Source organism: Streptomyces sp. NPDC052301, assembly GCF_044593395.1.
Classification (GTDB): Bacteria; Actinomycetota; Actinomycetes; order Streptomycetales; family Streptomycetaceae; genus Streptomyces.
This window is the reverse complement of sequence record NZ_JBIUBE010000013.1, coordinates 206527-232723: the sequence shown is the minus strand read 5'-3', so window position 1 is coordinate 232723 and position 26197 is coordinate 206527. Positions and strand designations below refer to the sequence as shown.

Sequence of the window (26197 nt, the reverse complement as noted above, 5' to 3'; positions counted from 1 at the left end):
GGATAGATGTCCTGGTACTTCTTCGGCGGGTTCTCCGCGTACGCGATCGTCCCGTCCGGGCGGTGGTGGAACCACTCCGGATGCTTGTGCACCCAGGGGTGGTCGGGTGAGCACTGCAGGGCGAAGTCGAGCGCGACCTCCAGACCCAGTTTCCGCGCCTCGGCGACGAAGAAGTCGAAGTCCTCGAGGGTGCCCAGTTCGGGATGGACGGCGTCGTGTCCGCCCTCGGGCGAGCCGATCGCCCAGGGCACGCCCACGTCCCGGGGGCCGGGGGTGAGGGTGTTGTTGGGGCCCTTGCGGAAGGTCGTGCCGATGGGATGGATCGGGGGCAGGTAGACGACGTCGAAGCCCATGTCGGCGATCGGCCGGAGCCGGCGGGCGGCGGTGCGGAAGGTGCCGTGCGGCTGCTGGGCGGTTCCCTCGGAGCGGGGGAAGAACTCGTACCACGAGCCGTACAGGGCCCGTTCACGCTCCACCAGCAACGGCATCGGATCCGAGGCGGTCACCAGCTCCCGCAGCGGATACCGGGCCACGATCGCGTCGACTTCCGCGGCCAGCGCCGCCTTCAGCCGGTCGTTGACCGACAGGGTGTCGTCGCCGAGCGCCCGCGCGGCGGCCAGGACGGCGGTGCGCTCCGGGCCCTTGGGCACCCCGGCGGCGGCCCGCTCGTACAGCTCGGCACCCTCCTCCAGGACCAGGCCGGTGTCGATCCCGGCCGGCACCTTGACCGACGCGGTGTGCCGCCAGGTCGCCAGCGGATGGCTCCAGGCCTCCACGCGGAAGGTCCAACGGCCCGTCGCGTCCGGCGTGATGTCCGCACCCCAGAGGTCGCTGCCGGGGGACAGCTCGCGCATCGGCGTCCACGGGCCACTGCGGCCCTTCGGATCGCGCAGGACCACATTGGCACCCACGGCGTCGTGCCCCTCCCGGAACACGGTGGCCGTGACCTGGAAGGTCTCCCCGGCCACCGCTTTCGCCGGGCGCCTGCCGCACTCCACGGCCGGCCGGACGTCACGTACCGGTACACGGCCGATGGCCGGGGTCCTGCGCATGTATCTCACCTCCGCCGTGCGCGAAGCCGGGCGCCCGGCCCGGCTTCGCGATCCGAGACACGGGCCGGCCGCGCCGGTCCCGTGGGGGAACGCCTTGTACGGTGCCAGGTCAGGGGCTTGGCGCCGTGGAACGCCGCTCCGGTGGCGGCGCTCTTCTCGCCGCTCGGCGCGGCTGCGGCCGCCCGTCCTGCTCGCGCAGGTAGGTGACCAGGTTGGTGCGCAGATAACGCTCCGCCGCGTCCGCGGCCTCGCGGGCGCAGCGTTTGCCCATCAGGACACACAGCGTGTAACCCGAGTCCTCGAAGGTGGCCCTGACCGTGCGGTCGTGGGGCGAGGCGAGCATCACGCGCTCCCACGCCCGGTAACGCCGCAACTGCCGGGCCACTTCGGCCTTGGCGGGTAGCAGCATGGCCCTCTTCACCTTCCACGCTCTCGACTGGGCGCGTTCCCGACGGTCGGGTGGTGGCCGCGCAGGGGTGGGCGCGGCACCGTTACGGCGATCGAGGCTTTCACTTATGGTGCACGGACGACGACGCAGCGTCTTGTTGGACCTTCAACCATGTGCGGCGTGTCGGATGCTCGTGTTGCACGAATGGCGTAGTGGGCTCACCGTGGAGGTGACTCAGAAGCGATAACCGCTCACGCTTTGTGCCCGGGACCTCTCCCGGGCAGGCGATCCGGGATCCCTCCCGGACGGGCGAGGGGAGCGAGAGCTTCGCCGGTGAGGAGCAAGCGACGATGAAGACCGCAGTGCCCTGCTACTACCACCTCGACGTGGAAGTCAGCCCGGACCGGGTGGGACAGGTCAGCCGCATCCTGGCCGCCCACCTTCACTACTGGGACCTCGAGAACCTCGTGGACCCCGTCTGCCGCGGCGCCGAACTGCTGCTGCGGGCGATCGACGAGCACGCGACCGTCAAGCACACCTCGATCGAGATGTGGTGGAACGGCCAGCACCTCATCACCGCCTTCGGGGACGACGACCCCGACCTGCGCCCGGACCAGGACCTGCGGGCCTGCCTCGCGGACATCGCCGCGATGAGCGACGGCTGGGGGTGCTGTGCCTCGGAGACCGGCAGCAAGATCATCTGGTTCTCGCAGCGCGCCCGCTCCGGCGAGCGTGTCCCGCTGGTGCCCCTCGCCCCCGCGCCCACCCTGCGGACAGGCCTTCAAGTACCGCGCGAGGAACCCGTGGTGGTACTGGCCGCCCCTGCGGCCGCTGCCGACGACGCCCTGGAGGGCAGCCTGTGACCCCCCGCAAGACGCGCAAAGGGGTGCCCGTGTGGAGCGGGCACCCCTACCCGTTGGGTGCCTCCTTCGACGGGCAGGGCACCAACTTCGCCCTGTTCAGCGAGGTCGCCGAGCGCGTCGAGCTGATCCTGCTCGACGACGCGGGCACCGAGGCCCCCGTCCCGCTGCACGAGGTCGACGGCTTCGTCTGGCACGCCCATCTGCCCGGCATCGGCCCCGGCCAGCGCTACGGCTACCGGGTGCACGGGCCCTGGCAGCCCTCGCTCGGCCACCGGTGCAATCCGAGGAAGCTGCTGCTCGACCCCTACGCACGCGCCGTGGACGGCCAGATCGACAACCACGCCTCCCTGTACGAGCGCGCCCCGGACGGACCCGCCCCGGCCGACAGCGCCGGGCACTCCATGCTCGGCGTGGTCACCGACCCGTACTTCGACTGGGGCGACGACCGGCCGCCGCGGACGGCGTACGCGGACTCGGTGATCTACGAGGCGCACGTACGCGGCCTGACCCGCATGCACCCCGACGTCCCCGAGCGGCTGCGCGGCACCTACGCCGGCCTCGCCCACCCCGCCGTCATCGAGCACCTCACCTCGCTCGGCGTGACCGCGGTGGAGCTGATGCCGGTGCACCAGTTCGTGCAGGACGGCATTCTGCAGGACCGCGGGCTGTCCAACTACTGGGGCTACAACACCATCGGGTTCTTCGCCCCGCACAACGCCTACGCCGCCTTCGGCAGCCGGGGCCAGCAGGTCGACGAGTTCAAGGCGATGGTGAAGGCGCTGCACGCGGCCGGCCTCGAGGTGATCCTCGACGTGGTCTACAACCACACCGCCGAGGGCAACGAGATGGGCCCCACGTTGTCCTTCCGGGGCATCGACAACGCCTCCTACTACCGCCTGGTCGACGGTGACTGGGGGCACTACTACGACACCACCGGCACCGGCAACAGCCTGCTGATGCGGCACCCGTACGTCCTGCAGCTGATCATGGACTCGCTGCGGTACTGGGTCACCGAGATGCACGTCGACGGCTTCCGCTTCGACCTCGCGGCCACCCTGGCCCGGCAGTTCCACGAGGTGGACCGGCTGTCGGCGTTCTTCGACCTGATCCAGCAGGATCCGGTGATCAGCCGCGTCAAGCTGATCGCCGAGCCGTGGGACGTCGGGGAGGGCGGCTACCAGGTCGGCAACTTCCCGCCGTTGTGGTCGGAGTGGAACGGCAAGTACCGGGACGCCGTGCGGGACTTCTGGCGGGGCGAGCCCGGCTCGCTCGGCGAGTTCGCCTCCCGGCTGACCGGCTCCGCCGACATCTATCAGCACAGCCGGCGCCGGCCGCGCGCGAGCGTCAACTTCGTCACCGCGCACGACGGTTTCACCCTGCGCGACCTGGTGTCGTACAACGACAAGCACAACGAGGCCAACGGCGAGGACAACCGGGACGGCGAGAGCCACAACCGGTCCTGGAACTGCGGCGCGGAGGGGGAGACCCGTGACCCCGCCGTCCTCGAACTCCGCACCCGCCAGCAGCGCAACCTGCTGGCCACGCTGCTGCTGTCGCAGGGCATCCCCATGCTCTGTCACGGCGACGAACTCGGCCGCACGCAACAGGGCAACAACAACGCCTACTGCCAGGACAACGAACTCTCCTGGATCCACTGGGAAACGACGCAGGAGCAGCAGGCCCTCACGGATTTCACCCGGCACCTGATCGCCCTGCGCGCGGCCCACCCGGTGCTGCGCCGCCGCCGCTTCTTCCGCGGCGAGACCGTGACCAAGGCCGACCAGCCGCTGGCGGACCTGATGTGGCTCAGGCCCGACGCGCGCGAGATGACCGACCGGGACTGGCAGCGCGGCGACGCGCACTCGGTCGGGGTGTTCCTCAACGGCGACGCCATCGCCGAACGCGACTCCTACGGGCGCCCCATGGTCGACGACTCGTTCCTGCTGCTCGTCAACGGCTACTGGGAGCCGGTCGACTTCCGGCTGCCCGACGACTCCTTCGGTGAGCGCTGGAGCACTCTCGTCGACACCGCCGACCCGGACGGCATCCCCGACGAACGCGAACGCAAGGCGGGCACCCGGCTCCGCGTGGAGGCACGCAGCCTGATCCTGCTGTCGCGCCCGTCGCAACCGTCGCCTCCCGCACGTCAGTCGCGTGGGTCGGGCGGGTCCCGCGGGTCCCGGAGGACTCGTGCGGCGAAGAAGTAGCTGACTGCCCGCGGGTCCGTCGTGGCCGCCGGCACCGCGGGTTCCCGCGCCCCGGGGACCCGCGGTGCCGCGCTGCTCAGCGAGTCCGGCGTGTCACCGTGAACTGGGCCCCGTCGGCGTCCCGCAGGATGGCCTCGTTCTCGTCCTCGCTCAGCACGCTGCCGCCGTGCTTCTCCGCCGCGCGGGCACACCCCGCCACGTCGTTCACGGAGAAGTGGATCTGCCAGTGCGGCCGTAGCGACGGGTCCGGGGCAGCCTCCACCGCGCCCGAGTCGATCTGCGCCACGATGTCGCCCTGGCTGCGCAGCACCACCTCGCCGCCCTCGTACTGGACCTCGCAGCCGCCCGTCGCCCAGTCGAGGATCTCGCCGTAGAAGATCGCCGAGTCGAAGGCGTCGCGGGTGTGCAGCCGCACGAAGGTCGGTGCCGCCCGCCGCCACACCTCCCAGTTGGAGACCAGTTCCCCCTGCCAGATCCCGAAGGTGGCCCCGTCCCGGTCGGCGAGCAGCGCGGCCCTGCCGGGCGGGAAGGACAACGGCCCGACCGCCGCCGTACCCCCGCGCTCCCGGGCCCGTGCCACGGCCACGTCGGCGTCCTGCACGGCGAAGTACGGCGTCCACGCCACCGCCATCTGCCACATCGCGGCGACGGCGGCGATGCCCGCGACCGGCACACCGTCCGCGAGCGCGATCCGGAAGTGCTCACCGAGCTTGGCACCGCGCCAGCGCCAGCCCAGCACGGCCGTGTAGAAGTCCTGCGTGGCCTCCAGGTCGCGGCTGGTCAGACTGACCCAGCACGGGGCGCCGAAGACGGACTGCGTCGACATGACGTCTCTGCGTCTCGGGCCGCCACCGGCACTCGGTCCGCCGCTGACAGGGGTGTGTTGGTTCATGGCAGTCGCGTCCTGCTCTCGGGGCCCGGCGGCCACCGCTCTTCCACCAGTGTCCGACCGGAAGGGGCTCGGGTGCCTGTCGAGTACCCCCGGTGGCAGGCGGACAGGCCACCGAGGACGATGGGAAGCATGGGAGAGACCGATGCGGACCGCGTCGTCGAGTTGCAGGCGCAGGTCGACCAGTTGAAGGAGGCGGTGACCTCCCACGCGGTCGTCGACCAGGCGATCGGCATGATGGTGGCCCTCGGCAGGGTGCCCCCGGACCTGGGCTGGCAGGTGCTCAAGGAAGTCTCCCAGCACACCAACATCAAGCTGCGCAACGTCGCGGAGCTGATCCTGATCTGGGGGCGCCGGGGCGACATACCGGACGACGTCCGCGCCGAGCTGGAGGACGCCCTGGACCGCTACGGGCCGACGCAGGTGCCCGGGACGACGGCGTGAGGCCCGGGGGAGGGGCGGAGGCCCGGGGGGCGGAGAGGACGAGGCTCAACGGGCCTCCGCGAGCAGTTCCTCCCGCAGTCGGTCGAAGCAGCCGCTGAGCAGCCGGGACACGTGCATCTGCGAGATGCCGAGCTGTTCCGCGATGTGGCTCTGGGTCATCCCGCCGAAGAATCGCAGGTAGAGGATGGTGCGCTCGCGCTCGGGCAGCGCCTCGAGGCACGGTTTGACCGCCGCCCGGTCGACGACGAGATCGAACCCCGGGTCTGGCCCGCCCAGCGAGTCCCCGAGCGCATAGCCGTCCGTGCCGACCACCTCGGCGTCCAGGGACAGCGCCGAGAAGCATTCCAGCGCCTCCATGCCGGTCCGCACCTCGTCCTCGCTGAGCCGGGTGTACGCGGCGATCTCGGCGACGGTGGGGGGACGGCCGGAGGTGGTCTGCGCCAGCTCCTTCACGGCGCTGCGGACCCGGTTGCGCAGATCCTGCACCCGGCGGGGGACGTGCAGGGTCCACATGTGGTCGCGGAAGTGGCGCTTGATCTCGCCGGTGATGGTGGGAACGGCGTACGCCTCGAAGGCCCGGCCGCGGTCCGGGTCGTAGTGGTCGACGGCCTTGACCAGTCCCAGCGCGGCCACCTGGTACAGGTCCTCCAGGGCCTCGCCACGGCCGCGGAACCTGACGGCGATCCGCTCTGCCATGGGCAGCCACAGTTCGACCAGTTCGTCCCGGAGAGCCTGCCGCTCGGGGCCGTCGGGCAGCTGTGCCAGCCGCTCGAAGGACTCACCCGTGTCCGGGGCGTCGTCATGGGGATGGGGCTTCGTGCTGCCGGTGACACGCATCGTGGCGCACCTCTCTCAGCAGGTGCTGGATGGACAGACACCGTGGGAGGTGCACTCGGACCATGGATAGGACACCGGGGCGTCCGGCGATGCCGGTTCCCACGGACGTGCCTCCTGTCCGAAGCACTGTGAGTCGCATTCCCCGCTGCGGACATCTCAAAACAATTATGTACATAAGGGCTGTCCCTTGCGGTGGCCTCCTGGGCGTCACCTCTGTAACAGAGGTAATCTTCATCCGTGGAACGTGAAGCGGCGCGCGTGGTTCCGGCGGACACCGGGAGCTTTCCGCAGGAGCTGGCCGACGCACTCGTACGCCTGCAGCGGCTGGTCCGGCGCCGGCTGCGCGGCGGGCTCACCGGGCCCCGGCTGCGGGGCGCGGAGGTGGAGCTGCTGCGGCTGGTCGAGTCCCGGCCCGGCGTCGGCATCTCGGACGCGGCCAGGGAGCTGCACCTGGCGGGCAACTCGGTGTCGACGCTGGTCAACCAACTGGTCCGGGCCGGCCATCTGATCCGGGAGACCGACCCCGCCGACCGGCGCGCCGCCCGCCTGCTGCTGACCGGGGCCGCCGAGAGACGGCTCGAGGACTGGCAGCGCCGCCGTGCCGACCTGGTCGGCCGCCATGTCGCCCGGCTCCCCGAGCCCGACCGCGAGGCCCTGCGCGCGGCCCTCCCGGCCCTGCGCAGGCTCGCCGCCTCCCTGCACGACGACCTCGACGAACCGTGAGCACGGGCCACGACGGCACCGAGCTTCACGCCGAAGGCGGAGGAACCATGACGAGCGACCCCACACCCGGGCCGGACACCACGGCCGAACTCCCGGACGCCGCCACGGACGATGCCGACCGGTCCGGGCCCCCGGACTCCGCCGGGGTGACCGGGTCGCCGGGTGGCCCCGCCGACGCGGTGGACGCTCCGCGACGTCCCGCCGAGGCCACCGTCCGCTCCGGCGCCCCCGACGGAACCGCCGCCCGCTCGGACACCTCGGACGCCTCCGCCGAGGCCGCAGCCGGCCCCGCCACCGGTCCCGCAGGCGTCCCGGTCACGCCCGAGCCCACCCCCGCCGAGGCCGTCACCTGTGCCCGGCTGGGCTACTCCTTCGGGGACACGCGGGCCGTCGACGGGCTCGAGCTGGGCGTCCGCGAGGGGGAGGTGTTCGGGCTTCTCGGGCCCAACGGGGCGGGGAAGACCACCGCCATCCGGTGCATCACCACCCTCCTCCCGGTGCCCGCCGGCACGGTCCGCGTCTTCGGGCACGACGCCGCGAAGGAGCGGATGGCGGTCCGGCGGCTGCTCGGATACGTCCCGCAGCAGCTGTCCGCCGACAGCGGGCTCACCGGCCGGGAGAACGTCGCCCTCTTCGCCCGCGTCTTCGACGTGCCCCGGCGCGAGCGGACCGCACGCGTCGCCCAGGCCCTCGCCGCCGTCGGCCTCACCGAGGCCGCCGACCGGCTCGCCGGCACCTACTCCGGCGGCATGGTCCGCCGGCTGGAACTCGCCCAGGCCCTGGTCAGCGCCCCCCGGCTGCTGATCCTCGACGAGCCCACCATCGGTCTGGACCCGATCGCCCGCACCGGTGTCTGGGAGCACATCAACGCCGTACGCGCCGTCACCGGCATGACCGTCCTCGTCACCACCCACTACATGGACGAGGCCGACCAGTACTGCGACCGGGTCGGCCTGATGCACCGCGGCCGTGTCCGCGCCCTGGGTACCCCGGCCGAGCTGCGGCGCGGCCTCGCCGAACGCCGGGGCACCGCCACCCTGCCCACGCTGGAGGACGTCTTCCGCGCCGTTGCCGGCAGTGGCCTCGACGCCCCCTCCGGAGGAGGTTTCCGCGATGTCCGAAGCACCCGCCGTACCGCGCACCGCGTCGGCTGAGGGCACGGAGCTGCTGCTCACCCCGCCCCGGCCCCGCTCCGGCTGGCGGCTGCTGCCCACCCGGGTCGTCGCCCTGTGCGCCGTCGAGCTGCAGAAGCTGCGCCACGACCGCACCGAGCTGTACACCCGTGCGGTGCAGCCCGCCCTGTGGCTGCTGATCTTCGGCCAGACCTTCACCCGGATCCGCGCGATACCCACGGGAGGCATCCCGTACATCGACTACATGGCGCCCGGCATCATCGCCCAGTCCGCGATGTTCATCGCCATCTTCTACGGCATCCAGATCATCTGGGAGCGCGACGCGGGCATCCTCAACAAGCTCCTCGTCACCCCCACACCGCGCTCGGCGCTGATCACCGGCAAGGCGTTCGCCGCCGGGGTGAAGTCACTGGTCCAGGCGATCGTCGTGATCGTCATCGCCGCCGTGCTCGGTGTCGCCCTCACCTGGAACCCGCTGAAGCTGCTCGGCGTCGCCGTCGCGGTGGTCCTCGCCTCGGTGTTCTTCTCCTGCCTGTCGATGACCATCGCGGGCGTCGTGCTCAGCCGCGACCGGCTGATGGGCTTCGGCCAGGCGATCACCATGCCCCTGTTCTTCGGCTCCAACGCCCTCTACCCCGTGTCGGTGATGCCGGGCTGGCTGCAGGCCGTCAGCAAGGTCAACCCGCTGAGCTATCAGGTCGACGCCCTCCGCGGCCTTCTCCTCGGCGCCCCGGCGCATCTCGGCGCCGACTTCGGGGTGCTGGCGGTGGCCGCCGCGCTCGGCATCACCGCGGCCTCCTCACTGCTCGGCCGGCTCGCCCGCTGATCTTGCCGCGGACGTGATGTGCGGCACGCACGCGTACCCCTTCGCGGACCGCCGCGAACGGATTCTTCCTGGGCAGCGCTTGATCACCGATCAAAGCGGGTGAATCCCCTGGCCACAGCGCATTCTGCTCATTTGACAGTGCGCTGAGCACACAGATAGACAGCACCTCTCGAGGGTCGAGAGGGGCACTGTGTACGAGCCGAACGTGGTCGGGGACTGGCACGAGTACGACGAGCACGCCGGTCTGCGGGTCCGCGTCCACCGCCTGGAGGCTGCCGAGCCGCCACGCGGACGCGATGACGCCGCCGCCGGGCTGACGTACTTCTGCGTCCGGGTGACGGTGGAGAACCGCGGCGCGCGGCACTACGGCATCCATCTGGAGGACGGCCAGCTCGACGTCCGGGTGGGACCCGACGGCGAGGGCGCGTTCATCGACTGGCGCAATTCCCAGTTCATCGAGGGCTTCGACGTCTACCCGCTGCGCCGGGCCACCGCCGTGCTCTACGCCGCCGCGCCCGAAGCCGCCCTGACCCACGTGGACGTCCAGGTGCAGCTGCGGGTGGACGAGGAGTGGACCGAGCGCCGGCTGTGGGCGGGTGGCATCGGCACCCTGGAGGCGACCGCGACGGCCGCCCCCGCGAGCACCGGGCAGGGCAGTCTGGCCTACCAGGTCAGCGCCTTCCTGCGGGACCAGACGGAGCCCGGCAACACCGCCTGACGCCGGTCAGTGCGGGATGCCGTCGATGATCTCCCGGGCGCCCTGCCGCAGCAGCGCCACCGCGACCGAGGTGCCGAGGGTCGCCGGATCGAGCCGCCCCGCCCACTCGTGGGCGTTCAGCCGGGTCTTGCCGTCCGGGGTGAACACACAGGCCCGCAGGGACAGTTCTCCGCCGCGGTCCATGCGCGCGTAGCCGGCGATCGGGCTGTTGCAGTGTCCCTGCAGCACATGCAGGAACATCCGCTCGGCCGTCGCCTCCCGGTGGGTGTCCGGGTCGCCGAGCCCGCTGACCGCGTCGATCACGTCGGTGTCGTCCTCGCGGCACTGCAGGGCGAGGATGCCCGCGCCGATCGGCGGCATCATCGCCTCCGGCGACAGCACCTCGCTGATCACGTCGGTCCGGCCGATCCGCTCCAGTCCCGACACGGCCAGCAGCAGCGCGTCCGCCTCCCCGGCGGCGAGCTTCTCCAGCCGGCGGTTGGCGTTGCCGCGGAACGGCACGCACTCCAGGTGCGGGTGCGCGGCGGCCAGTTGGGCGACGCGGCGCACCGAGGAGGTGCCGATCCGGGTACCGGCCGGCAGCTCGTCCAGGGTGAGCCCGCCCGGGTGCACCAGCGCGTCCCGGATGTCGTCCCTCTTCAGGAACGCGGCGAACACCGTCCCGGCGGGCAGCGGCCGGTCGGCGGGCACGTCCTTGACGCAGTGCACCGCGAGATCCGCCTCCCCGGCGAGCAGAGCGGCGTCGACCTCCTTGGTGAACGCCCCCTTGCCCTCGACCTTGGACAGGTCGCCGAGCCACTTGTCGCCGGTGGTCTTCACCGGCACGACCTCGGTGCGCACACCCGGGTGCAGCACGGCCAACTCGGCACGCACCCGCTCGACTTGGGCCAGGGCCATGGGCGAGTCGCGGGAGACGATTCGGATCAGTTCGGGAACCGGCATGGGCACACGATAGACCTTCGGGGCTCAGCCGAACTCCTCGGGCAGGTCGGCCGCCGACTCCTGCGGCGTCAGATCCGGGCGCAGCCGCAGCCAGGAGGGCTGGCGCAGCATCCCGGCCCGGGTACGGGTGCTGTAGCTGACCTCGCCGACCAGGCGGGGCTGCACCCAGTGCGCGTCCGGGACCCGGGGCGCCGGATCGAAGGGACACCGGTCGGCCGCCGTGTCCCGCAGCAGCGCCGCCAGCTCCGTCCGCTCCGCCTCGCTCCAGCCGGTGCCGATCCCGCCGACGTACCGCAGCCGGCCGCCCGCGTCACGCTGCCCGACCAGCACCGCGCCGGGCAGTCCGCGCAGCCGCCCCTTGCCGGGCAGCCAGCCGCCTACGATCACATCCTCGGCGCGCATGTTCCGGATCTTGATCCAGGCGCGGGAGCGCACGCCGGCCTCGTACACCGAGTCCAGCCGCTTGCACACCAGGCCCTCCAGACCGTGTTCCCGGGTGACGCGCAGCGCCTCGGCGCCGTGCCCGGTCACCGCGCCCGGCGTCGACCAGTGCGGCCCGGCCAGCTCCAGCTCCGTCAGGCGCACCCGCCGCCGTACGTACGGCAGCCGGACCAGGGGCTCCTCCAGGTACGGCACGTCGAACAACACCAGGTGCACCGGCACCTGCGCGGCCCGGCGGGCCGCACGGGCGGGGGCGTGCGCGAGGCCCATCCGGCTCTGCAGCAGCTGGAAGTCGGCCCGCCCCTGCGCGTCCAGGGCCAGCACCTCGCCGTCCAGGACTGCGGGCGTGGTGCCCAGGGCGCCGCCCAGCGGTCGCAGCTCGGGATAGGCCGCGGTGATGTCCTCGCCGGAGCGGGCGCGCAGCAGCACGCTGCCGTCGCCGGGCAGGTAGACCATCACCCGCTGGCCGTCCTGCTTGGTCTCGTACGCCCACCGCGCGTCCTGGGCCCGCGGCGGCAGTGTGCCGGGGGTGGCGAGCATCGGCGCGATGAGCGGCAGGGTCACGGCGGTCACGGCAGAAGGTCTCGACCGCTCCCCCCGCCCTCACGCCCCTTCACCGCCCGGTTCCCCTGAACGGTCCCGCACCGCGAACCCGAGAGCCTACCGAGCCCTTCGCCGTCGGCGAGGACGAGTGGCCGGGCCAGGTGCTGGCCCGGAGGGTGCTGTAGGAGGAGCGCCCCCGGCTCGCCCGTCCACGTTCCGTGACCCGCCCATTCCCCGTTCCGTGACCCGCCCTTCCGGGTTCCGGGGTCTGCCTCTCCAGGCTCCGGATCCCGCGCGTCCGGTCTCCGGGGCCCGACCCTCGCGGCTACATGAAACCGCCCCGGCCCGCCCATTCCCCGTTCCGTGACCCGCCCTTCCGGGTTCCGGGGTCTGCCTCTCCAGGCTCCGGATCCCGCGCGTCCGGTTTCCGGGGCCCGACCCTCGCGGCTCATGAAACCGCCCCGGCCCGCCCATCCCCGTTCCCGTGACCCGCCCCTCCAGACTCCGGGGCCTGTCCGTCCGGGCTCCGGGGCCTGTCCGTCCGGGCTCCGGGGCCTGTCCGTCCGGGCTCCGGGGCCTGTCCGTCCGGGCTCTGGGGCCTGTCCGTCCGGGCTCCGGGACCTGCCCCTCCGGCTCTGGGCCCCGTCCCTCCCGGCTCCCGACCCCTCCGGCCGGCCCGGAGGCATCCTGGCCCCCCGGAGTCGGCCTCCCGGGCACGCGCCCGGTGCCTCCGCCGCCGTTCCCTGCCCCCTCCCCTCGCCGGGTCGGCCCCCTCAGTCCACCGTCTTCGCCGAGGGCTCGGTCGCCGTCGGCGTCGAGTCCGGGGCGGCCGGGCGGTGGCGGGGGAGGAACGCGGCGAGGACGAAGGCGAGGGCGGCCGCGTCCGCGCCGAGCGCCATGACGACCTTGAAGCCGTTCTCCGACGGCAGCGCGTGGCCGCCGAGGCTGACCGTCAGCTGCGCCAGGATCACCCCGGCGACCGCGCCGGCCACCGACGTGCCGATGGACCGCACCAGCGTGTTGAGGCTGTTCGCGGCGGCCGTCTCGGACGGCGGGACCGCGCCTCACCGGGACCAGCGCGTCGCTGAGCGAGCGGGCCCTGGCCGAGGGCGCCCCGGCCCCGCGCGCCACCTGGGACGAGGTCGCCACGGGCCTCGCCGACGCGATCGTGGGTCTGTGGCTGGCACCGGTGTCGCGGGCGCGCTGACCGGCCGTCCCCGCGGTCAGGTCCGGCTGGTCGCGATGCTCACCCCGTTGGCCACCACCACCGCCCCGATGCCCGCCCACTCGGCCCCGCCCAGGTGCTGGTCGAGCACCACCCGGCCCACCACGGCCGCGAGCACCGGATTGACGCTCATGAACAGGCCGAACGTCTGCGCGGGCACATGGCGCAGGGTCAGCAGGTCGGCCAGGTAGGGCACGGCGGAGGAGAGCAGACCCGCCGTCACGGCGCACAGCACGGCCCCGGCCGCCGGCGGATGACGCAGCGCCACGACGACCCCGGGCGGCAGGAAGGCCAGCGCGGAGACCGTGGCCGCCGCCGCGGCGCCCTGCGCGCCGGGAAGGCGCTGCCCGACCAGGCGGTTGAGCAGGATGTACGACGCCCAGCAACAGGCGGCGACCAGCCCCAGCGCCATCCCGGAGTAGTCGGCCGAGGGGCGCGGACGCATCAGGACGACGACCCCGGCCGCGGCCAGCACCGCGCACCCCGCGTCCAGCCGTCGCCGCGACGCGGCCAGCGCGATCGTCAGCGGTCCCAGGAACTCCAGGGTCACGGCCAGGCCCAGGCCGATCCGGTCGACGGCGCTGTACAGGCTGAGGTTCATCGTGCCGAACACCGCGCCCAGCAGCAGCACCGGCCACCACTGCCGCCAGGTGAAGCTCCGCAGCCGCGGCCGGCCGACGGCGAACAGCACGAGGGCGGCGACGTACTGACGTACCGCCACGACCCCGAGCGGACCGAGGACGGGGAAGGCCAGGGCGCCGACGGCGGCGCCGGTCTGGTTGGACAGCCCGCTGCCGAACATGGTGGCCACGCCGGCCAGTCGCCGTGCCTTCGGCAGGGGGATGGCCGGCGCCGCGGGGAGGGCCGCCGCCGGGCGGTCGAGAGCTCGTCGCATGCCCGGAGCGTGCGCCCCTCACGCGCTTGCGCAAAATGCATGCGACAGTCGATCTATACGCTGATCGTATGCACGACATCGACCTGCGGCAGCTGCGCTGTCTCGTCGCCATCGTCGACGAGGGCACCTTCACCGACGCCGCGATCGCCCTCGGCGTCTCCCAGGCCGCCGTCTCCCGCGCCCTGGCCTCCCTGGAAAAGGCTCTGGGCGTACGGCTGTTGCGCCGCACCTCCCGGGAGGTGAGCCCCACCGCGACCGGACTGCGCGTGGTGGCGCAGGCCCGCCGGGTGCTCGCCGACGTCTCCGCCCTGGTCCGGGAGGCCACCTCGGGGCACACCCGGCTGCGCGTCGGCTACGCCTGGTCGGCGGTGGGCCGGCACACGGTCGCCTTCCAGCGGCGCTGGACCGCGGCCCACCCGGACACCGACCTGCACCTGGTGCGCGTCAACTCGCCCTCGGCCGGACTCGCCGAGGGCGCCTGCGACCTCGCCGTGGTGCGCAGGCCGCTGGACGACCGGCGCTTCGACACCGCCATCGTCGGGCTGGAGCGGCGGCTGTGCGCGCTGGCCGCCGACGACCCGCTCGCCCGGCGCCGTTCGGTCCGGCTCGCCGACCTCACCGACCGCACCCTTCTCGTGGACCGCCGCACCGGCACCGCCACCCCCGATCTGTGGCCGCCGGACGCCCGGCCGGCCACCGAGGAGACGCACGACGTCGACGACTGGCTCACCGTGATCGCCGCCGGACGCGGCATCGGGGTGACGGCCGAGTCCACCGCGAACCAGTACCCGAGGCCCGGCATCGTCTACCGGCCGGTGCGGGACGCCGAACCAGTCGCCGTACGGCTCGCCTGGTGGCGCGACGACCCGCATCCGGCCCTGCAGGCGGTGCTCGAACTGCTCACCGAGCTGTACCGCACGGGGTGAGGCGGCCGGTGCGGCCGTCCGGAAGAGCGCAGACAGAATTGTTGACGATCTTGTCTGGCCAAATTTCCGCTCGACCCCGGACAACCGCGCCACCGCCCTGGCTCGGTGGCCAGTTGCTCGCGACGGGCAACGGCGACCGGGGCTTCACCGCCTTCGCCCTCGCCGGTGTGTCGTCCATGGTGTTCATCGGCATCGCCGCCCTGCGCTCGGCCCGGCGTCCCGAGTCCAGCGGCACGGAACAGCGGCCGGTCGCCGCGGGCTGATCCCGCACCGCCCCGCGACGCCGCACCCGCCACCCGGGTGCGGCGCCGGCCTGTCCCCGGCGGTCAGCCCTGGCCGTCCGGCTCCACGTCCAGGCCGGTGCACGCCAGCATCCCGTCCACCTCGGCACAGGCCTCCACGCCCCGGGGGGAGGACGCCGAGAGCATCGGGCTGCAGTTCCCGGCGGAGTCGTCCGCCGGGTAGCCGGCCGACAGGACGTCCTCGCCCTTGCGCACCGACACCTCACGGGCCCGCGCCGACCGCAGCCGCACCTCCGCCCAGGCCGTGCCGCAGGCCGGCGAGTGGCGCAGCAGCACCGCGTAGCCCGGGGCGGTGACCGTGGCGGCGGTCCGCGCGTCCCGGGCGCAGACCGAGGCGTCCGCCGACTCGCCCTGGCAGGACCGGCCGTGACAGTGCGGCACCGCCGACAGGGGCTGCCCGGCCGGCGCGGTCGCCGGGCGCCCGGACAGCGCGACGGCGGCGGCCACCGTGGTGGCCACGCCGAGCAGCCCCAGGGCCGACAACGGCAGCCACGGCGGAAAGCGGCGGAGCGCGCGGGGCCGTCGGCCCCGGGCGGCGGCCTCCTCGGGCGGGTCCGCGGGCGCGGCCGCCTCGGCCGCGTCCCACAGGGCCAGCACGGCCTCCGGGTCGGTGCCGGCCAGCCCGCAGAGCGCCTCCACCGCCTGGCGGGGCGGCAGTGTGCCGCCGGACAGATAGCGGTGCCAGGCGGACTTGCTGTAGGGGGTGCGGGCGGCCAGCGCCGCCAGGCTCAGCCCCGTGCCGTCCTTCAGCTCGCGCAGTTCCGCCACCAGCGGCTCGTCCGGCGTGGTCGATCCTTGGGGGTGCCGCATCGTGCGTCCCTCGACTCCCGTTCCGCTATGGGCTGTTTCGCCCCTGTTGTCGGGATGGATTCCCGGGGAGGCGGCCCCAGCAACGCCCGGGGAGGTATGAGATCGGTGAAACACGGATGCACCGAAGGCCCGTTCGGGGGTCGCCGAACGGGCCTTCGGCTGCTGGGGAGTACGACGGCGCGGGGCCGTCAGCGGCGGGTCGTCAGCACCAGCGGACGGTGCGGTCGGGCCGCACGTAGCGGGCGGAGACGTAGCCCCGGTGCCACGGCAGCCGGTACCAGAGGCGGTTGCCGTAGACCGAGGAGCCGTACGCCTTGCAGATCAGCGTCACGTGCCGGTTCCGGGACCGGTGCCCGACCACCCGGTAGCCGGTGCCCGGCCCGGAGCGGACGTTGAGCCGGGCCCGGTGCGTGGCGACACGCCCGACGGCCGGCGCGGTGTAGCGGTACGGCGCGCGGCGCGCGGTGACGCGGTACGTCATGCCCTGCGGGGTGAAGCGGTAGGTCGCCGTGCGCATGTCGAGGCGGTACGCCGTTCCCCGCACGGTGTAGCGGTGCAGGCGGTGGACGCGGCGCGTGGGGTGCTTGCGGAGGTGGACGCGGTGGTGGACGCGGTGCGCGGGGTACGCGCTGTGGCCGGTGTGGTGGACGCGATGGGTGTGCTGCGGGACCGTGACGCCGGGTGCCGTGCGCGGGGCACCGGCGTTCGCGGGGCCGGCCGCGGCCGCCGTGGGCAGGAGCGCGAGCACCGCCACCGTGGCCAGCAGGCCGCTCTGGAGAGTCCGTCGGATCATGAAAACCTCCGGCTGTCGTTCTCGTGACCACGAGTAGTGATCACGAGGCCAGCCTTGCCGTGACGAGCCGTCAGAATGCCGTCCCCGCGTCCCGGGGAACGCCCGGGACGTCCCCCGGGACGCACGGTGCTGTCGCAGGTGGAGCCACCTGGTGCGGGGGGAGAGGTGTTCCGCCGTCCTTCCCGTGTCGGTGAACGTCACCCCGTTCTCCGTGACGGGTGAACCCGGACCTCTACCGTCCAGTAATATCCGGCGGCAGGTCATCAGAGGAGGAACCGTGTCCCGGTCCGAACGCTCACCCCTGCTGCTCGCCGGCCTCTTGGCCGCGGTCGGCGTGGCCCACTTCGCCGCACCACGCCAGTTCGACGCGATGATCCCCCGCGCGCTGCCGGGCTCCCCCAGGGCCTGGACGTACGGCAGCGGGGCCGTGGAGCTGGCCCTCGCGGCCGGGGTGGCCGCGCCCCGGACCCGCGCGGTGTCCGCGAAGGCCGCAGCCGCCTTCTTCGTCGGGGTCTTCCCCGCCAATGTGCAGATGGCCGTGGACTGGCGCAACCGGCCCGCGCCCCTGAAGGCGGCCGCCCTCGCCCGGCTGCCCCTCCAGCTGCCCCTGGTGATGTGGGCCCGCGGCCTCGCCCGCAGCGGGGAGGGACGGTCATGACGGACCGCATCGAGGCCGGCGACACGGTCGAGGACTTCGCGCTGCCCGACGAGACCGGCACCACCCGCCGGCTCACCGACCTGCTGGCCGACGGACCGGTGGTCCTCTTCTTCTACCCGGCCGCCCTCACCGCCGGCTGCACCGCGGAGGCCTGCCACTTCCGTGACCTCGCCGCGGAATTCGCCGCCGTCGGCGCCCGCCCCGTCGGGATCAGCGGCGACAGCGTCGACAAGCAGCAGGAGTTCGCGGGCCGGCACACCCTGGGCATGCCGCTGCTCTCCGACGCCGTCGGCACGGTCCGTGAGCGGTTCGGCGTGCGGCGCGGCTTCTCCCTCGCTCCCACCAGGCGCGTCACCTTCGTCATCGCCGAGGACCGCACGGTCCTGGAGGTCGTCCGCAGCGAGCTGCGCATGAACACCCACGCCGACCGGGCGCTCGCCGCCCTGCGCGCCCACAAGCGCTGAGCCCGGCCGGCCCCGCGCTTGAGGCATGGGAACGATCGCACCATCCTGGGGTGTATGAAGCCTGTCGCCGCGGTGGCGGTGATCGACGTCCAGGGCAGGGTGACCGGGTGGAGCGAGGGCGCGCGGCTGCTCACGGGCCACCCGGCCGGGGACGTCGTGGGCCGGCGGGCGGCCGAGCTGCTGGCCGCGGCCGTCCCCGCCGACGCGCTCGCCGCGCGTACCGGCACCGCCGTCCTGCGCCACCGTGACGGCCACCGCATCGAGCTGTGCCTCACCGCGCACCCGGTCGACGGTGCCGAAGGACGGCCCGCCGGCTTCGTCGTCACCGTCGACCCGCCCGGCGCCGCCCTGGCCGCCCAGGCCTTCGAGCAGGCCTCCATGTCCATGTCCGTCTTCGACCTCCAGCAGCGCTACCTGCGCCTGAACGACGCCGCCTGCAAGGTGATGGGCGTCCCCGAGGCCGCGCTGACGGGCCGGTTCTTCCCGGACACCGTCGCGGACGCCGAGTACCACCGGGGCTTCCTGCGCCACCTCCGCGAGGTCGTCGAGACCGGCCGGCCCGTCCGCTACGAGGCCTTCGCCGGCGCGCCCGCACTGAACCGGGAGCATCTGTGGAGCCTGGAGATGTGGCCGCTGCGCACCGACTCCGGTGAGCTGACGGGGGTCGCCATGGCGGCCTTCGACAGCAGCGAGCAGTACTGGGCCCGGCGCCGGCTCGCCCTGCTGAACGAGGCGTCCGCCGGCATCGGCACCACCCTGGACGTCGTGCGCACCGCCGAGGAACTGGTCGATCTCCTGGTCCCGCGCTACGCCGACTTCGCCAGCGTCGACCTGCTCGACTGGGTGCTCGGAGCGGACGAGCCGCCGATGGTCCCGAACGGCGACGTCGAGTTGCGGCGTGTCGCCCACGGCTCCACCCGCCCGGGCAACCCCGGTGCGGCCGTACCCATCGGCGACACCCACGTCCACGAGCCGCCCTCCGCACCGGCCCGGGCCCTGCGCGAGGGCCGTGCCGTGCTCAGCCAGGCCGGGGAGCCGGAGTTCGTCCAGTGGCTCGCGGAACGCAACGCCCGCTCGCCCGAGGGACGCCCCTACCGGCAGGGCGTCCACTCACTGATCGCGGTGCCCCTGCTGGCCCGCGGCACCACCCTCGGCGTCGCCGTCTGCGTCCGCATGGCCCACCCCGACGACTACGGCCCCGACGACGCCGTCTTCGCCGAGGAGCTCGCCAGCCGCGCCGCCGTCTGCATCGACAACGCCCGCCGCTTCACCCGCGAACGCGCCACCGCCCTGGCCCTCCAGCACAGCCTGCTCCCACGCGGCCTGCCCGGACAGGCCGCGGTCGAGGTGGCCCACCGCTATCTGCCCTGCGGATCGCTCGCCGGCATCGGCGGCGACTGGTTCGACGTCATCCCGCTCTCGGGCGGCCGGGTCGGCCTCGTCGTCGGTGACGTGGTGGGTCACGGGATCCAGTCCTCCGCCACCATGGGCCGGCTGCGCACCGCTGTGCGCACTCTCGCCGACGTCGACCTGCCCCCGGACGAACTCCTCACCCACCTCGACGACCTGGTCACCCACCTGGCCTCCGACGACAGCGGCGAGGAGGTCGCCGAACTCGGCGCCACCTGCCTGTACGCGGTCTACGACCCCATCTCCCGCCGGCTCACGCTGGCCGCCGCCGGCCACCCGGCCCCGGCCGTCGTGCTGCCCGGTGACCGCGCCGAGTTCGTGCCCATGACCGCGGGACCGCCCCTCGGCGTCGGCGGACTGCCGTTCGAGGCGGCGGAAGTGGAACTGCCCGAGGGCTCCGTCGTCGCCCTGTACACCGACGGCCTGGTCGAGGACCGCGACCGGGACCGCGACAGCGCCGTCGACGACTTGCGCCGGGCCCTGACCGCGTCCGCCGACTCCCTCGACGCCCTGTGCGACAGCGTGCTCAAGGCGGTCATGCCCGGCCAGCCCGGCGACGACGTCGCCCTGCTGCTCGCCCGCACCCGCGCCCTCGGCGCCGACCGGGTCGCCACCTGGGACGTGCCGCCCGACCCCGCCGAGGTCGCCGTCGTCCGGCAGGCCGCCGGCGAGCGAGTGACCGCCTGGGGGCTGGAGGAATCCGCCTTCATCACCGAACTCGTCGTCAGCGAACTCGTCACCAACGCCATCCGCTACGGCGAACCACCCATCCAGCTCCGTCTGATCCGCGACCGCGCGCTCATCTGCGAGGTCTCCGACGCCAGCTCCACCTCCCCGCACCTGCGCCGGGCGCACGTCTACGACGAGGGCGGACGCGGACTGCTGCTGGTCGCCCAGCTCACCCAGCGCTGGGGCAGCCGGCAGACCGGCGCCGGCAAGACCATCTGGGCCGAACAGCCGCTGCCCGACCCCTGACCGACGGCCCGCCCCCTCACTGAAGGGCCGCCCCTGACCGACGGGCCGCCTGCCGGCGGTTCAGGCCGGCCGCTCCCGCACCACATCCCGCGGCTGCTTGTCCTCGCGCAGCCCGAGGAACCGCGGGTGCCGCAGCATCCCGTCCCGCGTCCACTCCGTGAACGCGATCTGCGCGACCAGCCGCGGCTCCACCCAGCGGGCCCGGCCCTCGCGCACCACACCGGTGAACGGCGAGGAGTCCCGGAGCAGTCCGTCCAGCCGCCCGCGCAGTGCCAGCAGCGTCCGCCGGTCGAAGCCGGTGCCGACCTTCCCGGCGTAGCGCAGGCGGTCGCCCTCGTAGTGACCGGGCATCAGCGCCCCCAACCCCACCCGGCTGCCCGCCGGTTCGGTGAACCCGCCGATCACCAGCTCCTGTCCCTGCTCGCACTTGAGCTTCAGCCAGTCCGTGGACCGGCGCGTCCGGTACGGCCCGTCGGCCCGCTTGGCGATCAGCCCCTCCCAGCCCCGGCCGCAGGCGTCGGCGAGCAACTCGGCGCCGCCCGCGTTGCGGTGCGGGGTCAGCCGCAGCGGGGCACCGGAGGCGAGCGCCCGCCGCAACAGCGACTTGCGCACCCGCAACGGCAGCGCCCGGGTGTCGGTGCCCTCCAGCCGCAGCAGATCGAAGACGTAGTACGTCACCGCGACCCCGGACGCCTCGATGTCCCGGCGCCGGGTCAGCCCCATCCGCCGCTGCAGCCGCGCCAAGTCGGTGCGGCCCTCGGTGAACGCCACGACCTCCCCGTCGACGGTGAAGTCGGCGCACTCCTGCGCGGCGAGCGCCTCCACGATCCCCGGATAGCTGTCGTCCAGCCGCTGCCCCGTACGCGACAGCAGCCGCACCCGGCCGCCCTCGCGCACCGCCGGCAGCCGCACGCCGTCCAGCTTCCGCTCGAACAGCCAGTCCGTGCCGAAGTCTCGCCGGTCGCTGAGCGTGGCGAGCATCGGGGAGGCGGCCAGTTCGGCACCCGGCGGCGCCGGGCGCAGCAGCCGCCGCGGGCCGTCGGGCAGCGCGTCCAGCAGCCCGGACACGGCCGCTCACTCCTCGCCGTCGGCCGCCGCGACCTGGGCGAGGGTGCGTCCGGTCCGCACCGAGCGGGCCCGCCGGGGATCCGGGGTGCCGTGCCCGTCGGACCGCGCCGGCCCCTTGCGCACCAGCAGCCAGGCCTCCTCCTCGTCGGCTCCGCCGCGGAAACGGGTGAGCGCGTACTCGCCGTGCAGCTTGGCGCCGTGCAGCCGGAACGTGGCGTGCCCCCGCTCCAGGGACTCGGCGAACCCCACCGGGCGGCCCCGGCGGTCGTGGCTCAGCGGCTCGTACGTCCCGTGGTCCCACACGATCACCGTGCCGCCGCCGTACTCGCCCTTCGGGATGACTCCCTCGAACTCCTCGTACTCCAGCGGATGGTCCTCCGTCGGCACCGCCAGCCGCTTGTCCCCGGGATCGCAGGACGGGCCCTTCGGGATCGACCAGGACTTCAGGACGTCCTCGACCTGGAGCCGGAAGTCGAAGTGCATCCGGCTGGCGTCGTGGATCTGCACCACGAACCGGGGCTCCTCCTCCCCGGACGGTGCGCCCCGCCCCGACGGCTCGCGGGTCCGCTCGAAGTCGCGCTTGCCGCGGTAGGTCCGCAACCGGTCCTGCGCTGCCACGTCCGGCTCCTTCCGTGCGTACGCCTCACGCGCCCCCGGGTACCCAGCGGCGGGCCGGTTCAGCCCACGATGCCGTCCAGCTCGGCGACCGCCTCGTCCGGCAGCGTCAGACTCGCGGCGGCGATGTTCTCCCGCAGGTGCTCCGGGGAGGACGTGCCCGGGATGAGCGCGATGTTCGGCGACCGGCGCAGCAGCCAGGCCAGCGCCACCTGCTGCGGGGAGGCCTCCAGACGGGCGGCGACCTTCGACAGCGTCTCGGACTGCAGCGGGGTGAAGCCGCCGAGCGGAAAGTACGGCACGAACGCGATGTTCTCGGCCGCCGTCCGCTCCACCAGCGTGCCGTCCTGCCGGTCGGCCAGGTTGTACAGGTTCTGCACCGTCACCACGGGTGCGATCGCCAGGGCCTCGTCCAGCTGCGCGGCGGACACGGAACTCAGGCCCAGGTGCCGGATCAGCCCCCGCTCGCGCAGCTCCACGAGGGCGCCGAACTGCTCGGCGAGGGAGTCCTCGTTCGGGGTGTCCACATCGCCCAGCCGCAGGTTGACCACGTCCAGGGCCTCCACACCCAGATGCCGGAGGTTGTCGTGCACCTGTGCCTTCAGGTCCTCGGGATGCCGCGACATGATCCAGCTGCCGTCGGCTCCCCGCCGGGCACCGACCTTGGTCACGATGTGCAGGTCCTCGGGGTAGGGGTGCAGGGCCTCCTTGATGATCTCGTTGACGACCACGGGTCCGTAGAAGTCGGCCGTGTCGATGTGGGTGATGCCCGCGTCCACCGCCGCGCGGAGCACCGACACGGCCCGGTCGCGGTCCTTCGGCGGGCCGAAGACGTGCGGCCCCGCCAGCTGCATGGCGCCGTAGCCGACCCGGGTCAGGGTGAGGCCGTCGGCCGGGCTGATGGTGCCGCCGAGCTGTGCAGTCATGTCGTACCTCTCGAGAAGTCCGGGCCCCGGACCCCTTCCGGAACCCCGCTCTCCACCCTGCGCCGTCCGCGCCGCCCGTGGCAGGGCCCGGATGTTCCTGGTAGCGACAGGGCCAGTCACCGCGGGCCGGGCGGCCGTACGGTGGTGACATGGACGGATCGAACGCGCTCGGCGAGTTCCTGCGCGCCCGCCGGGCGCGGGTGCGTCCCGAGGACGTGGGGCTGCCCGGCGGTGGCCTGCGCCGGGTGCCGGGGCTGCGCCGGGAGGAGGTCGCGCTGCTGGCCGGCATCAGCTCCGACTACTACCTGAGGCTCGAGCAGGGCCGCGACCGCAACCCGTCCGTGCAGGTCCTCGAGGCCGTCGCCCGGGTGCTGCGGCTGGACGCCGACGCCACCGCCCACCTCGTGGGCCTCGCCCAGGAGCGGCCCGCATCCGGCACCCGGGCCGGCCGCCGCGCACAGCACGTGCCGGCGAGCATCCTCCAGCTCATCGACGGCTGGCCGCGCAACCCCGCCTACGTCCAGAACCGCTACACCGACTGCCTGGCCGCCAACGCCCTCGCCGCCGCCCTCAGCCCGAACTACCGGCCCGGCGTCAACCTGCTGCGGGCCGTCCTCCTCGACCCCGGCGAACGCGAACTGCGCCGCGACTGGGAGGACCTCACCGCCGAGGGGGTGGCCGCCCTCAGGGCCGAGGCGGGGGCGGACGCCGACGACCCGAGGCTGCGCGACCTGGTGGGCGAGCTGTCCCTGCGCAGCGAACGCTTCCGCACGCTGTGGGCCCGGCACGAGGTACGGCCCCGGCGCGGCCGGGTCAGCCACCTCACCCATCCCCAGGTCGGCGATCTCGACCTGCACTCGAACAAGCTGTCCGTGGAGGGCGCCGCCGGACTCACCCTGGTCGTCTTCCACGCCGAGCCCGGCAGCCGCAGCGCCGAGCTGCTGGACATCCTCGGCAGCCTCGCCGCACCGCAGCACGGCACCGCGCGGGAGCCGGGGCAGAATCAGCGGGAACGGATCGAGGAGCCGTAGCGCGCCGCAGCCCGCGGGGCCCGGCCGGCACCGACTCAGCAGCGGAGGGCGCATGACGACGCACAGGGCCACGCAGGGCGGTTCGGCGCAGGTCGCGGACGTGACCGTGCGGCCGGCCGCCGGGCACATCGGCGCCGAGATCACCGGCGTCGACCTCGCCCGACCGCTCGACGAGGCGGTGGTGGCCCTGATCCGGCAGGCCGTGCTGCGCTGGAAGGTGGTGTTCTTCCGCGGGCAGGAGCTGGACCACACCGGGCACGTCGCCTTCGCCCGCCGGTTCGGCGAGCCGGTCGTCCTCGGCCGGCGGGGCAGCGCCTCACCCGCCGGCCACCCCGAGGTCGAGACCACCGCGGACCGGCTGGAGCTGGGCGGCCGGTACGGCATGGAGCACGAGGAGTGGCTGCAGCGTCGCCGGCACACCCTGCTGCGCGGCTGGCACTGCGACCACGGCGCCCGGATCGACCCGCCGGCCGCGACCGTCCTGCGCGCCGAGACCGTCCCGCCCTACGGCGGCGACACCACCTGGGCCAACCTGGCCGCCGCCTACGCCGGGCTGTCCGCGCCGGTGCGCGCCTTCGTGGACGGCCTGCGCGCCGAGCACCGGCTGGGCGTCGGCTACCAGCCACGCCCCGGCGACGACGCCTACCTGCGCCATCTGCTGGACCACCAGGTCGCGTCCGTGCACCCGTTGGTGCGGGTGCACCCGGAGACGGGGGAGCGGGTGCTGTTCGTCAACGGCTACTACCTGGAGCAGATCACCGGCGTCTCCCGCCCGGAGAGCGCGGCGCTGCTGGAGATGCTGCTGGAGCAGGCGGTCCGCCCCGAGTACACGGTGCGCTTCCGCTGGGAGCCCGGCAGCGTCGCCTTCTGGGACAACCGGGCCACCATCCACCTGGCCCCCGGTGACAACGCCCACCTGGGCTTCCCCCGGATCATGCACCGGGTGATGCTCGCGGGCGACGTACCGGTGGGGGTGGACGGCAGGCCGTCGGAGCCGATCACCGGGACGGAGGCGGGCCGTTGGTGAGTCAGCGCGCCGGCCGCCACCCGAGCGCCGGGCCCAGCTTCGTCGCCATGTCCGTGAGGATCTGCACGTAGTCCTCGTGCTCGAAGGTGAACGGCAGCGCGAACGCCACCTCGTCGATCTCGCGGAACGCGGCGTGCGCATGCAGCCGTTCGGCGAGCTCCGCCGAGGTGCCGACCAGGTCCGGCGCGAACAGCAGCCGCGCCGGGCCCTGCGGGGAGGCCGTGCGCGGCAGCCGCCCGGCCGCGTACTCCTCGTACGTGGCGCGCTGTCGCGGTGTCGCCGAGTCCGTGGGGATCACCACCAGGCCTTGCGAGACCCGGGCCGCCTCACCGTCCGGGTGGTGGGCGCGGAACTCCCGGACGTGGGACAGCTGGATCTCGGCGAAGTCGAGCGGCCCTTCCCGGCCCTTCGCCTTGACGACACTGCTGGTCAGGAAGTTCATGCCGTGCTCGCCGGCCCAGCGCGCCGACCCGAGGCTGCCGCCGCCGTACCACAGCCGCCGCCCGAGCCCGGGGGAGTGCGGCTGCACCACGTCCGAGTAGATCTCGAACCCCTCCACCCCGCTGAAGTCGGTGGCGGGCTTGCCGCGCACCAGGTCCAGCAGCCGCCGCACCCGCTCGTGGCCGAAGTCCTCCGCGTCGGCGGTGTCGGGATAGAGGGCGCCCTTGACGTGGTCGTAGTGCATCGGCGGGCCCACGCTGACCCCCGGGTTCAGCCGGCCGCCGGACAGCACGTCGACGGTCGCCAGGTCCTCGGCGAGCCGCAACGGGTTCTCCCAGCCGAGCGGTATGACCGCGGTGCCCAGCTCGATCCGGCGGGTCCGCTGCGAGGCGGCGGCCAGGACGGCGACCGGGGACGAGATGCCGTACTGAAGATGCCGGTGGCGGACCCAGGCGCTGTCGAAGCCGAGCCGCTCACCCAGCTCGATGATCCCCAGCGTGGACTCGTGACCCCGGGCCGGGTCCGCCGCGTCGAACAGCCCGATGGTGAGGAAGCCCAGCTTGCGCAGCGGGCGGGGAGTGGACGGCACGGGCTCCTCCAGCGGTCGTGAGACGACTCCACCTCG

27 protein-coding genes and 2 pseudogenes are annotated in these 26197 nt (G+C 73.5%); 15 read left to right on the top strand and 14 right to left on the bottom strand.

The window, feature by feature from the left end; genetic code table 11:
* Positions 1 to 1052, bottom strand: a 1052-nt coding sequence (locus ACIHEJ_RS31425; protein ID WP_400140472.1) for a maltotransferase domain-containing protein, incomplete at its 3' end; no start/stop codon positions are given.
* A 109-nt stretch (positions 1053 to 1161) separates the two neighbouring features.
* On the bottom strand, positions 1162 to 1461 hold the full coding sequence (locus tag ACIHEJ_RS31420; RefSeq protein WP_030641557.1) for a DUF5133 domain-containing protein: 300 nt from the start codon (positions 1459 to 1461) through the stop codon (positions 1162 to 1164).
* A 329-nt stretch (positions 1462 to 1790) separates the two neighbouring features.
* On the opposite strand from ACIHEJ_RS31420, the gene ACIHEJ_RS31415 reads away from it, so the two are divergent.
* Both ACIHEJ_RS31415 and glgX read left to right on the top strand, forming a co-directional pair.
* Positions 1791 to 2303 carry a pep a2 gene (locus ACIHEJ_RS31415; RefSeq protein ID WP_400140471.1) on the top strand — a complete coding sequence of 171 codons (513 nt, stop codon included), beginning with the start codon at positions 1791 to 1793 and terminating at the stop codon, positions 2301 to 2303.
* A complete protein-coding gene (glgX, locus tag ACIHEJ_RS31410) occupies positions 2300 to 4510 on the top strand; it encodes a glycogen debranching protein GlgX (RefSeq protein ID WP_400140470.1) in 2211 nt (736 codons plus the stop codon). The genes ACIHEJ_RS31415 and glgX overlap by 4 nt, the downstream gene beginning before the upstream one ends.
* Positions 4511 to 4586: 76 nt before the next feature.
* On the opposite strand, the gene ACIHEJ_RS31405 is transcribed toward glgX, so the two are convergent.
* Positions 4587 to 5336 (bottom strand): VOC family protein, encoded by a 750-nt coding sequence (locus ACIHEJ_RS31405; RefSeq protein ID WP_400140469.1) that lies wholly within the window; start codon positions 5334 to 5336, stop codon positions 4587 to 4589.
* Between the two features lie 195 nt (positions 5337 to 5531).
* Here ACIHEJ_RS31405 and ACIHEJ_RS31400 point away from each other — a divergent pair, with 195 nt between their 5' ends.
* Complete coding sequence (locus ACIHEJ_RS31400) at positions 5532 to 5843, top strand: ANTAR domain-containing protein (RefSeq protein WP_400140468.1); 312 nt, start codon at positions 5532 to 5534, stop codon at positions 5841 to 5843.
* 45 nt (positions 5844 to 5888) lie between these two features.
* On the opposite strand, the gene ACIHEJ_RS31395 is transcribed toward ACIHEJ_RS31400, so the two are convergent.
* Positions 5889 to 6680: an RNA polymerase sigma factor SigF gene (locus tag ACIHEJ_RS31395; RefSeq protein ID WP_400140467.1), complete on the bottom strand. Its 792-nt coding sequence runs from the start codon at positions 6678 to 6680 to the stop codon at positions 5889 to 5891.
* Positions 6681 to 6917: 237 nt separating this feature from the next.
* Between ACIHEJ_RS31395 and ACIHEJ_RS31390 the strand changes: the two genes are divergently transcribed.
* The 4 genes from ACIHEJ_RS31390 (at position 6918) to ACIHEJ_RS31375 (ending at position 10080) form a co-directional block, all read left to right on the top strand.
* Positions 6918 to 7403, top strand: a complete 486-nt coding sequence (locus ACIHEJ_RS31390) for a MarR family winged helix-turn-helix transcriptional regulator (protein ID WP_400140466.1) — start codon at positions 6918 to 6920, stop codon at positions 7401 to 7403.
* A gap of 359 nt (positions 7404 to 7762) precedes the next feature.
* Complete coding sequence (locus tag ACIHEJ_RS31385) at positions 7763 to 8557, top strand: ABC transporter ATP-binding protein (protein WP_400140483.1); 795 nt, start codon at positions 7763 to 7765, stop codon at positions 8555 to 8557.
* Positions 8517 to 9362 (top strand): ABC transporter permease, encoded by an 846-nt coding sequence (locus ACIHEJ_RS31380; protein WP_400140465.1) that lies wholly within the window; start codon positions 8517 to 8519, stop codon positions 9360 to 9362. The genes ACIHEJ_RS31385 and ACIHEJ_RS31380 overlap by 41 nt, the downstream gene beginning before the upstream one ends.
* Positions 9363 to 9552: 190 nt before the next feature.
* Complete coding sequence (locus ACIHEJ_RS31375; protein WP_400140464.1) at positions 9553 to 10080, top strand: hypothetical protein; 528 nt, start codon at positions 9553 to 9555, stop codon at positions 10078 to 10080.
* A 6-nt stretch (positions 10081 to 10086) separates the two neighbouring features.
* On the opposite strand, the gene hemC is transcribed toward ACIHEJ_RS31375, so the two are convergent.
* The 3 genes and pseudogenes from hemC to ACIHEJ_RS31360 all read right to left on the bottom strand — a co-directional run.
* On the bottom strand, positions 10087 to 11028 hold the full coding sequence (gene hemC / locus ACIHEJ_RS31370) for a hydroxymethylbilane synthase (protein ID WP_400140463.1): 942 nt from the start codon (positions 11026 to 11028) through the stop codon (positions 10087 to 10089).
* Between the two features lie 18 nt (positions 11029 to 11046).
* The gene (locus ACIHEJ_RS31365) at positions 11047 to 12027 is read right to left on the bottom strand and encodes an ATP-dependent DNA ligase (protein WP_400140482.1); all 981 of its coding nucleotides are present in this window, start codon (positions 12025 to 12027) and stop codon (positions 11047 to 11049) included.
* 752 nt (positions 12028 to 12779) lie between these two features.
* Positions 12780 to 13070: pseudogene (locus ACIHEJ_RS31360) on the bottom strand (MFS transporter); the annotation flags it as partial.
* 26 nt (positions 13071 to 13096) lie between these two features.
* Between ACIHEJ_RS31360 and ACIHEJ_RS31355 the strand changes: the two are divergent.
* A pseudogene (locus ACIHEJ_RS31355) lies at positions 13097 to 13213 on the top strand (TetR/AcrR family transcriptional regulator); the annotation flags it as partial.
* A gap of 16 nt (positions 13214 to 13229) precedes the next feature.
* Here the strand turns inward: ACIHEJ_RS31355 and ACIHEJ_RS31350 are convergent.
* Entirely contained in the window at positions 13230 to 14042 is an 813-nt protein-coding gene (locus tag ACIHEJ_RS31350; RefSeq protein ID WP_400140481.1) for an EamA family transporter, read from the bottom strand.
* 152 nt (positions 14043 to 14194) lie between these two features.
* On the opposite strand from ACIHEJ_RS31350, the gene ACIHEJ_RS31345 reads away from it, so the two are divergent.
* Both ACIHEJ_RS31345 and ACIHEJ_RS31340 read left to right on the top strand, forming a co-directional pair.
* Positions 14195 to 15052 (top strand): LysR family transcriptional regulator, encoded by an 858-nt coding sequence (locus ACIHEJ_RS31345; protein ID WP_400140462.1) that lies wholly within the window; start codon positions 14195 to 14197, stop codon positions 15050 to 15052.
* 113 nt (positions 15053 to 15165) lie between these two features.
* Positions 15166 to 15315, top strand: a complete 150-nt coding sequence (locus tag ACIHEJ_RS31340; protein ID WP_400140461.1) for a hypothetical protein — start codon at positions 15166 to 15168, stop codon at positions 15313 to 15315.
* Between the two features lie 63 nt (positions 15316 to 15378).
* Here the strand turns inward: ACIHEJ_RS31340 and ACIHEJ_RS31335 are convergent, their stop codons facing one another.
* Both ACIHEJ_RS31335 and ACIHEJ_RS31330 read right to left on the bottom strand, forming a co-directional pair.
* Positions 15379 to 16164, bottom strand: coding sequence for an XRE family transcriptional regulator (locus ACIHEJ_RS31335; RefSeq protein WP_400140460.1), 786 nt, complete (start codon positions 16162 to 16164; stop codon positions 15379 to 15381).
* A gap of 202 nt (positions 16165 to 16366) precedes the next feature.
* Positions 16367 to 16957 (bottom strand): SH3 domain-containing protein, encoded by a 591-nt coding sequence (locus ACIHEJ_RS31330; protein WP_400140459.1) that lies wholly within the window; start codon positions 16955 to 16957, stop codon positions 16367 to 16369.
* Positions 16958 to 17234: 277 nt separating this feature from the next.
* On the opposite strand from ACIHEJ_RS31330, the gene ACIHEJ_RS31325 reads away from it, so the two are divergent.
* From ACIHEJ_RS31325 to ACIHEJ_RS31315, 3 genes are read left to right on the top strand one after another with little or no spacing between them, the layout of a single operon-like run.
* The gene (locus ACIHEJ_RS31325; protein ID WP_400140458.1) at positions 17235 to 17615 is read left to right on the top strand and encodes a hypothetical protein; all 381 of its coding nucleotides are present in this window, start codon (positions 17235 to 17237) and stop codon (positions 17613 to 17615) included.
* Positions 17612 to 18079: a peroxiredoxin gene (locus tag ACIHEJ_RS31320; RefSeq protein WP_400140457.1), complete on the top strand. Its 468-nt coding sequence runs from the start codon at positions 17612 to 17614 to the stop codon at positions 18077 to 18079. Before ACIHEJ_RS31325 ends, ACIHEJ_RS31320 begins: the two co-directional genes overlap by 4 nt.
* A gap of 54 nt (positions 18080 to 18133) precedes the next feature.
* On the top strand, positions 18134 to 20464 hold the full coding sequence (locus ACIHEJ_RS31315) for a SpoIIE family protein phosphatase (protein WP_400140456.1): 2331 nt from the start codon (positions 18134 to 18136) through the stop codon (positions 20462 to 20464).
* 60 nt (positions 20465 to 20524) lie between these two features.
* On the opposite strand, the gene ligD is transcribed toward ACIHEJ_RS31315, so the two are convergent.
* Genes ligD through ACIHEJ_RS31300 form a run of 3 tightly spaced genes read right to left on the bottom strand, consistent with a single transcriptional unit; the run spans position 20525 to position 23073 of the window.
* Positions 20525 to 21532, bottom strand: a complete 1008-nt coding sequence (ligD, locus tag ACIHEJ_RS31310; RefSeq protein WP_400140455.1) for a non-homologous end-joining DNA ligase — start codon at positions 21530 to 21532, stop codon at positions 20525 to 20527.
* Positions 21533 to 21538: 6 nt separating this feature from the next.
* Positions 21539 to 22150 (bottom strand): DNA polymerase ligase N-terminal domain-containing protein, encoded by a 612-nt coding sequence (locus tag ACIHEJ_RS31305; protein WP_400140454.1) that lies wholly within the window; start codon positions 22148 to 22150, stop codon positions 21539 to 21541.
* Between the two features lie 59 nt (positions 22151 to 22209).
* A complete protein-coding gene (locus ACIHEJ_RS31300; protein WP_400140453.1) occupies positions 22210 to 23073 on the bottom strand; it encodes an oxidoreductase in 864 nt (287 codons plus the stop codon).
* A 149-nt stretch (positions 23074 to 23222) separates the two neighbouring features.
* On the opposite strand from ACIHEJ_RS31300, the gene ACIHEJ_RS31295 reads away from it, so the two are divergent.
* A complete protein-coding gene (locus tag ACIHEJ_RS31295) occupies positions 23223 to 24104 on the top strand; it encodes a helix-turn-helix domain-containing protein (protein WP_400140452.1) in 882 nt (293 codons plus the stop codon).
* Between the two features lie 52 nt (positions 24105 to 24156).
* Positions 24157 to 25131, top strand: coding sequence for a TauD/TfdA dioxygenase family protein (locus tag ACIHEJ_RS31290; protein ID WP_400140451.1), 975 nt, complete (start codon positions 24157 to 24159; stop codon positions 25129 to 25131).
* Position 25132: 1 nt separating this feature from the next.
* Here ACIHEJ_RS31290 and ACIHEJ_RS31285 read toward each other — a convergent pair whose 3' ends face one another.
* Complete coding sequence (locus ACIHEJ_RS31285; protein WP_400140450.1) at positions 25133 to 26161, bottom strand: LLM class flavin-dependent oxidoreductase; 1029 nt, start codon at positions 26159 to 26161, stop codon at positions 25133 to 25135.
* Between the last annotated feature and the right edge of the window lie 36 nt (positions 26162 to 26197).

What these genes read in the sequence shown, in the direction of transcription:
- ACIHEJ_RS31420 (WP_030641557.1), bottom strand. Translation starts at nt 1,461, where the DNA reads ATGCTGCTACCCGCCAAGGCCGAAGTGGCCCGGCAGTTGCGGCGTTAC.
- ACIHEJ_RS31415 (WP_400140471.1), top strand. Translation starts at nt 1,791, where the DNA reads ATGAAGACCGCAGTGCCCTGCTACTACCACCTCGACGTGGAAGTCAGC.
- ACIHEJ_RS31405 (WP_400140469.1), bottom strand. Translation starts at nt 5,336, where the DNA reads ATGTCGACGCAGTCCGTCTTCGGCGCCCCGTGCTGGGTCAGTCTGACC.
- ACIHEJ_RS31400 (WP_400140468.1), top strand. Translation starts at nt 5,532, where the DNA reads ATGGGAGAGACCGATGCGGACCGCGTCGTCGAGTTGCAGGCGCAGGTC.
- ACIHEJ_RS31395 (WP_400140467.1), bottom strand. Translation starts at nt 6,680, where the DNA reads ATGCGTGTCACCGGCAGCACGAAGCCCCATCCCCATGACGACGCCCCG.
- ACIHEJ_RS31380 (WP_400140465.1), top strand. Translation starts at nt 8,517, where the DNA reads ATGTCCGAAGCACCCGCCGTACCGCGCACCGCGTCGGCTGAGGGCACG.
- ACIHEJ_RS31345 (WP_400140462.1), top strand. Translation starts at nt 14,195, where the DNA reads ATGCACGACATCGACCTGCGGCAGCTGCGCTGTCTCGTCGCCATCGTC.
- ACIHEJ_RS31335 (WP_400140460.1), bottom strand. Translation starts at nt 16,164, where the DNA reads ATGCGGCACCCCCAAGGATCGACCACGCCGGACGAGCCGCTGGTGGCG.
- ACIHEJ_RS31330 (WP_400140459.1), bottom strand. Translation starts at nt 16,957, where the DNA reads ATGATCCGACGGACTCTCCAGAGCGGCCTGCTGGCCACGGTGGCGGTG.
- ACIHEJ_RS31320 (WP_400140457.1), top strand. Translation starts at nt 17,612, where the DNA reads ATGACGGACCGCATCGAGGCCGGCGACACGGTCGAGGACTTCGCGCTG.
- ACIHEJ_RS31315 (WP_400140456.1), top strand. Translation starts at nt 18,134, where the DNA reads ATGAAGCCTGTCGCCGCGGTGGCGGTGATCGACGTCCAGGGCAGGGTG.
- ACIHEJ_RS31300 (WP_400140453.1), bottom strand. Translation starts at nt 23,073, where the DNA reads ATGACTGCACAGCTCGGCGGCACCATCAGCCCGGCCGACGGCCTCACC.
- ACIHEJ_RS31295 (WP_400140452.1), top strand. Translation starts at nt 23,223, where the DNA reads ATGGACGGATCGAACGCGCTCGGCGAGTTCCTGCGCGCCCGCCGGGCG.
- ACIHEJ_RS31290 (WP_400140451.1), top strand. Translation starts at nt 24,157, where the DNA reads ATGACGACGCACAGGGCCACGCAGGGCGGTTCGGCGCAGGTCGCGGAC.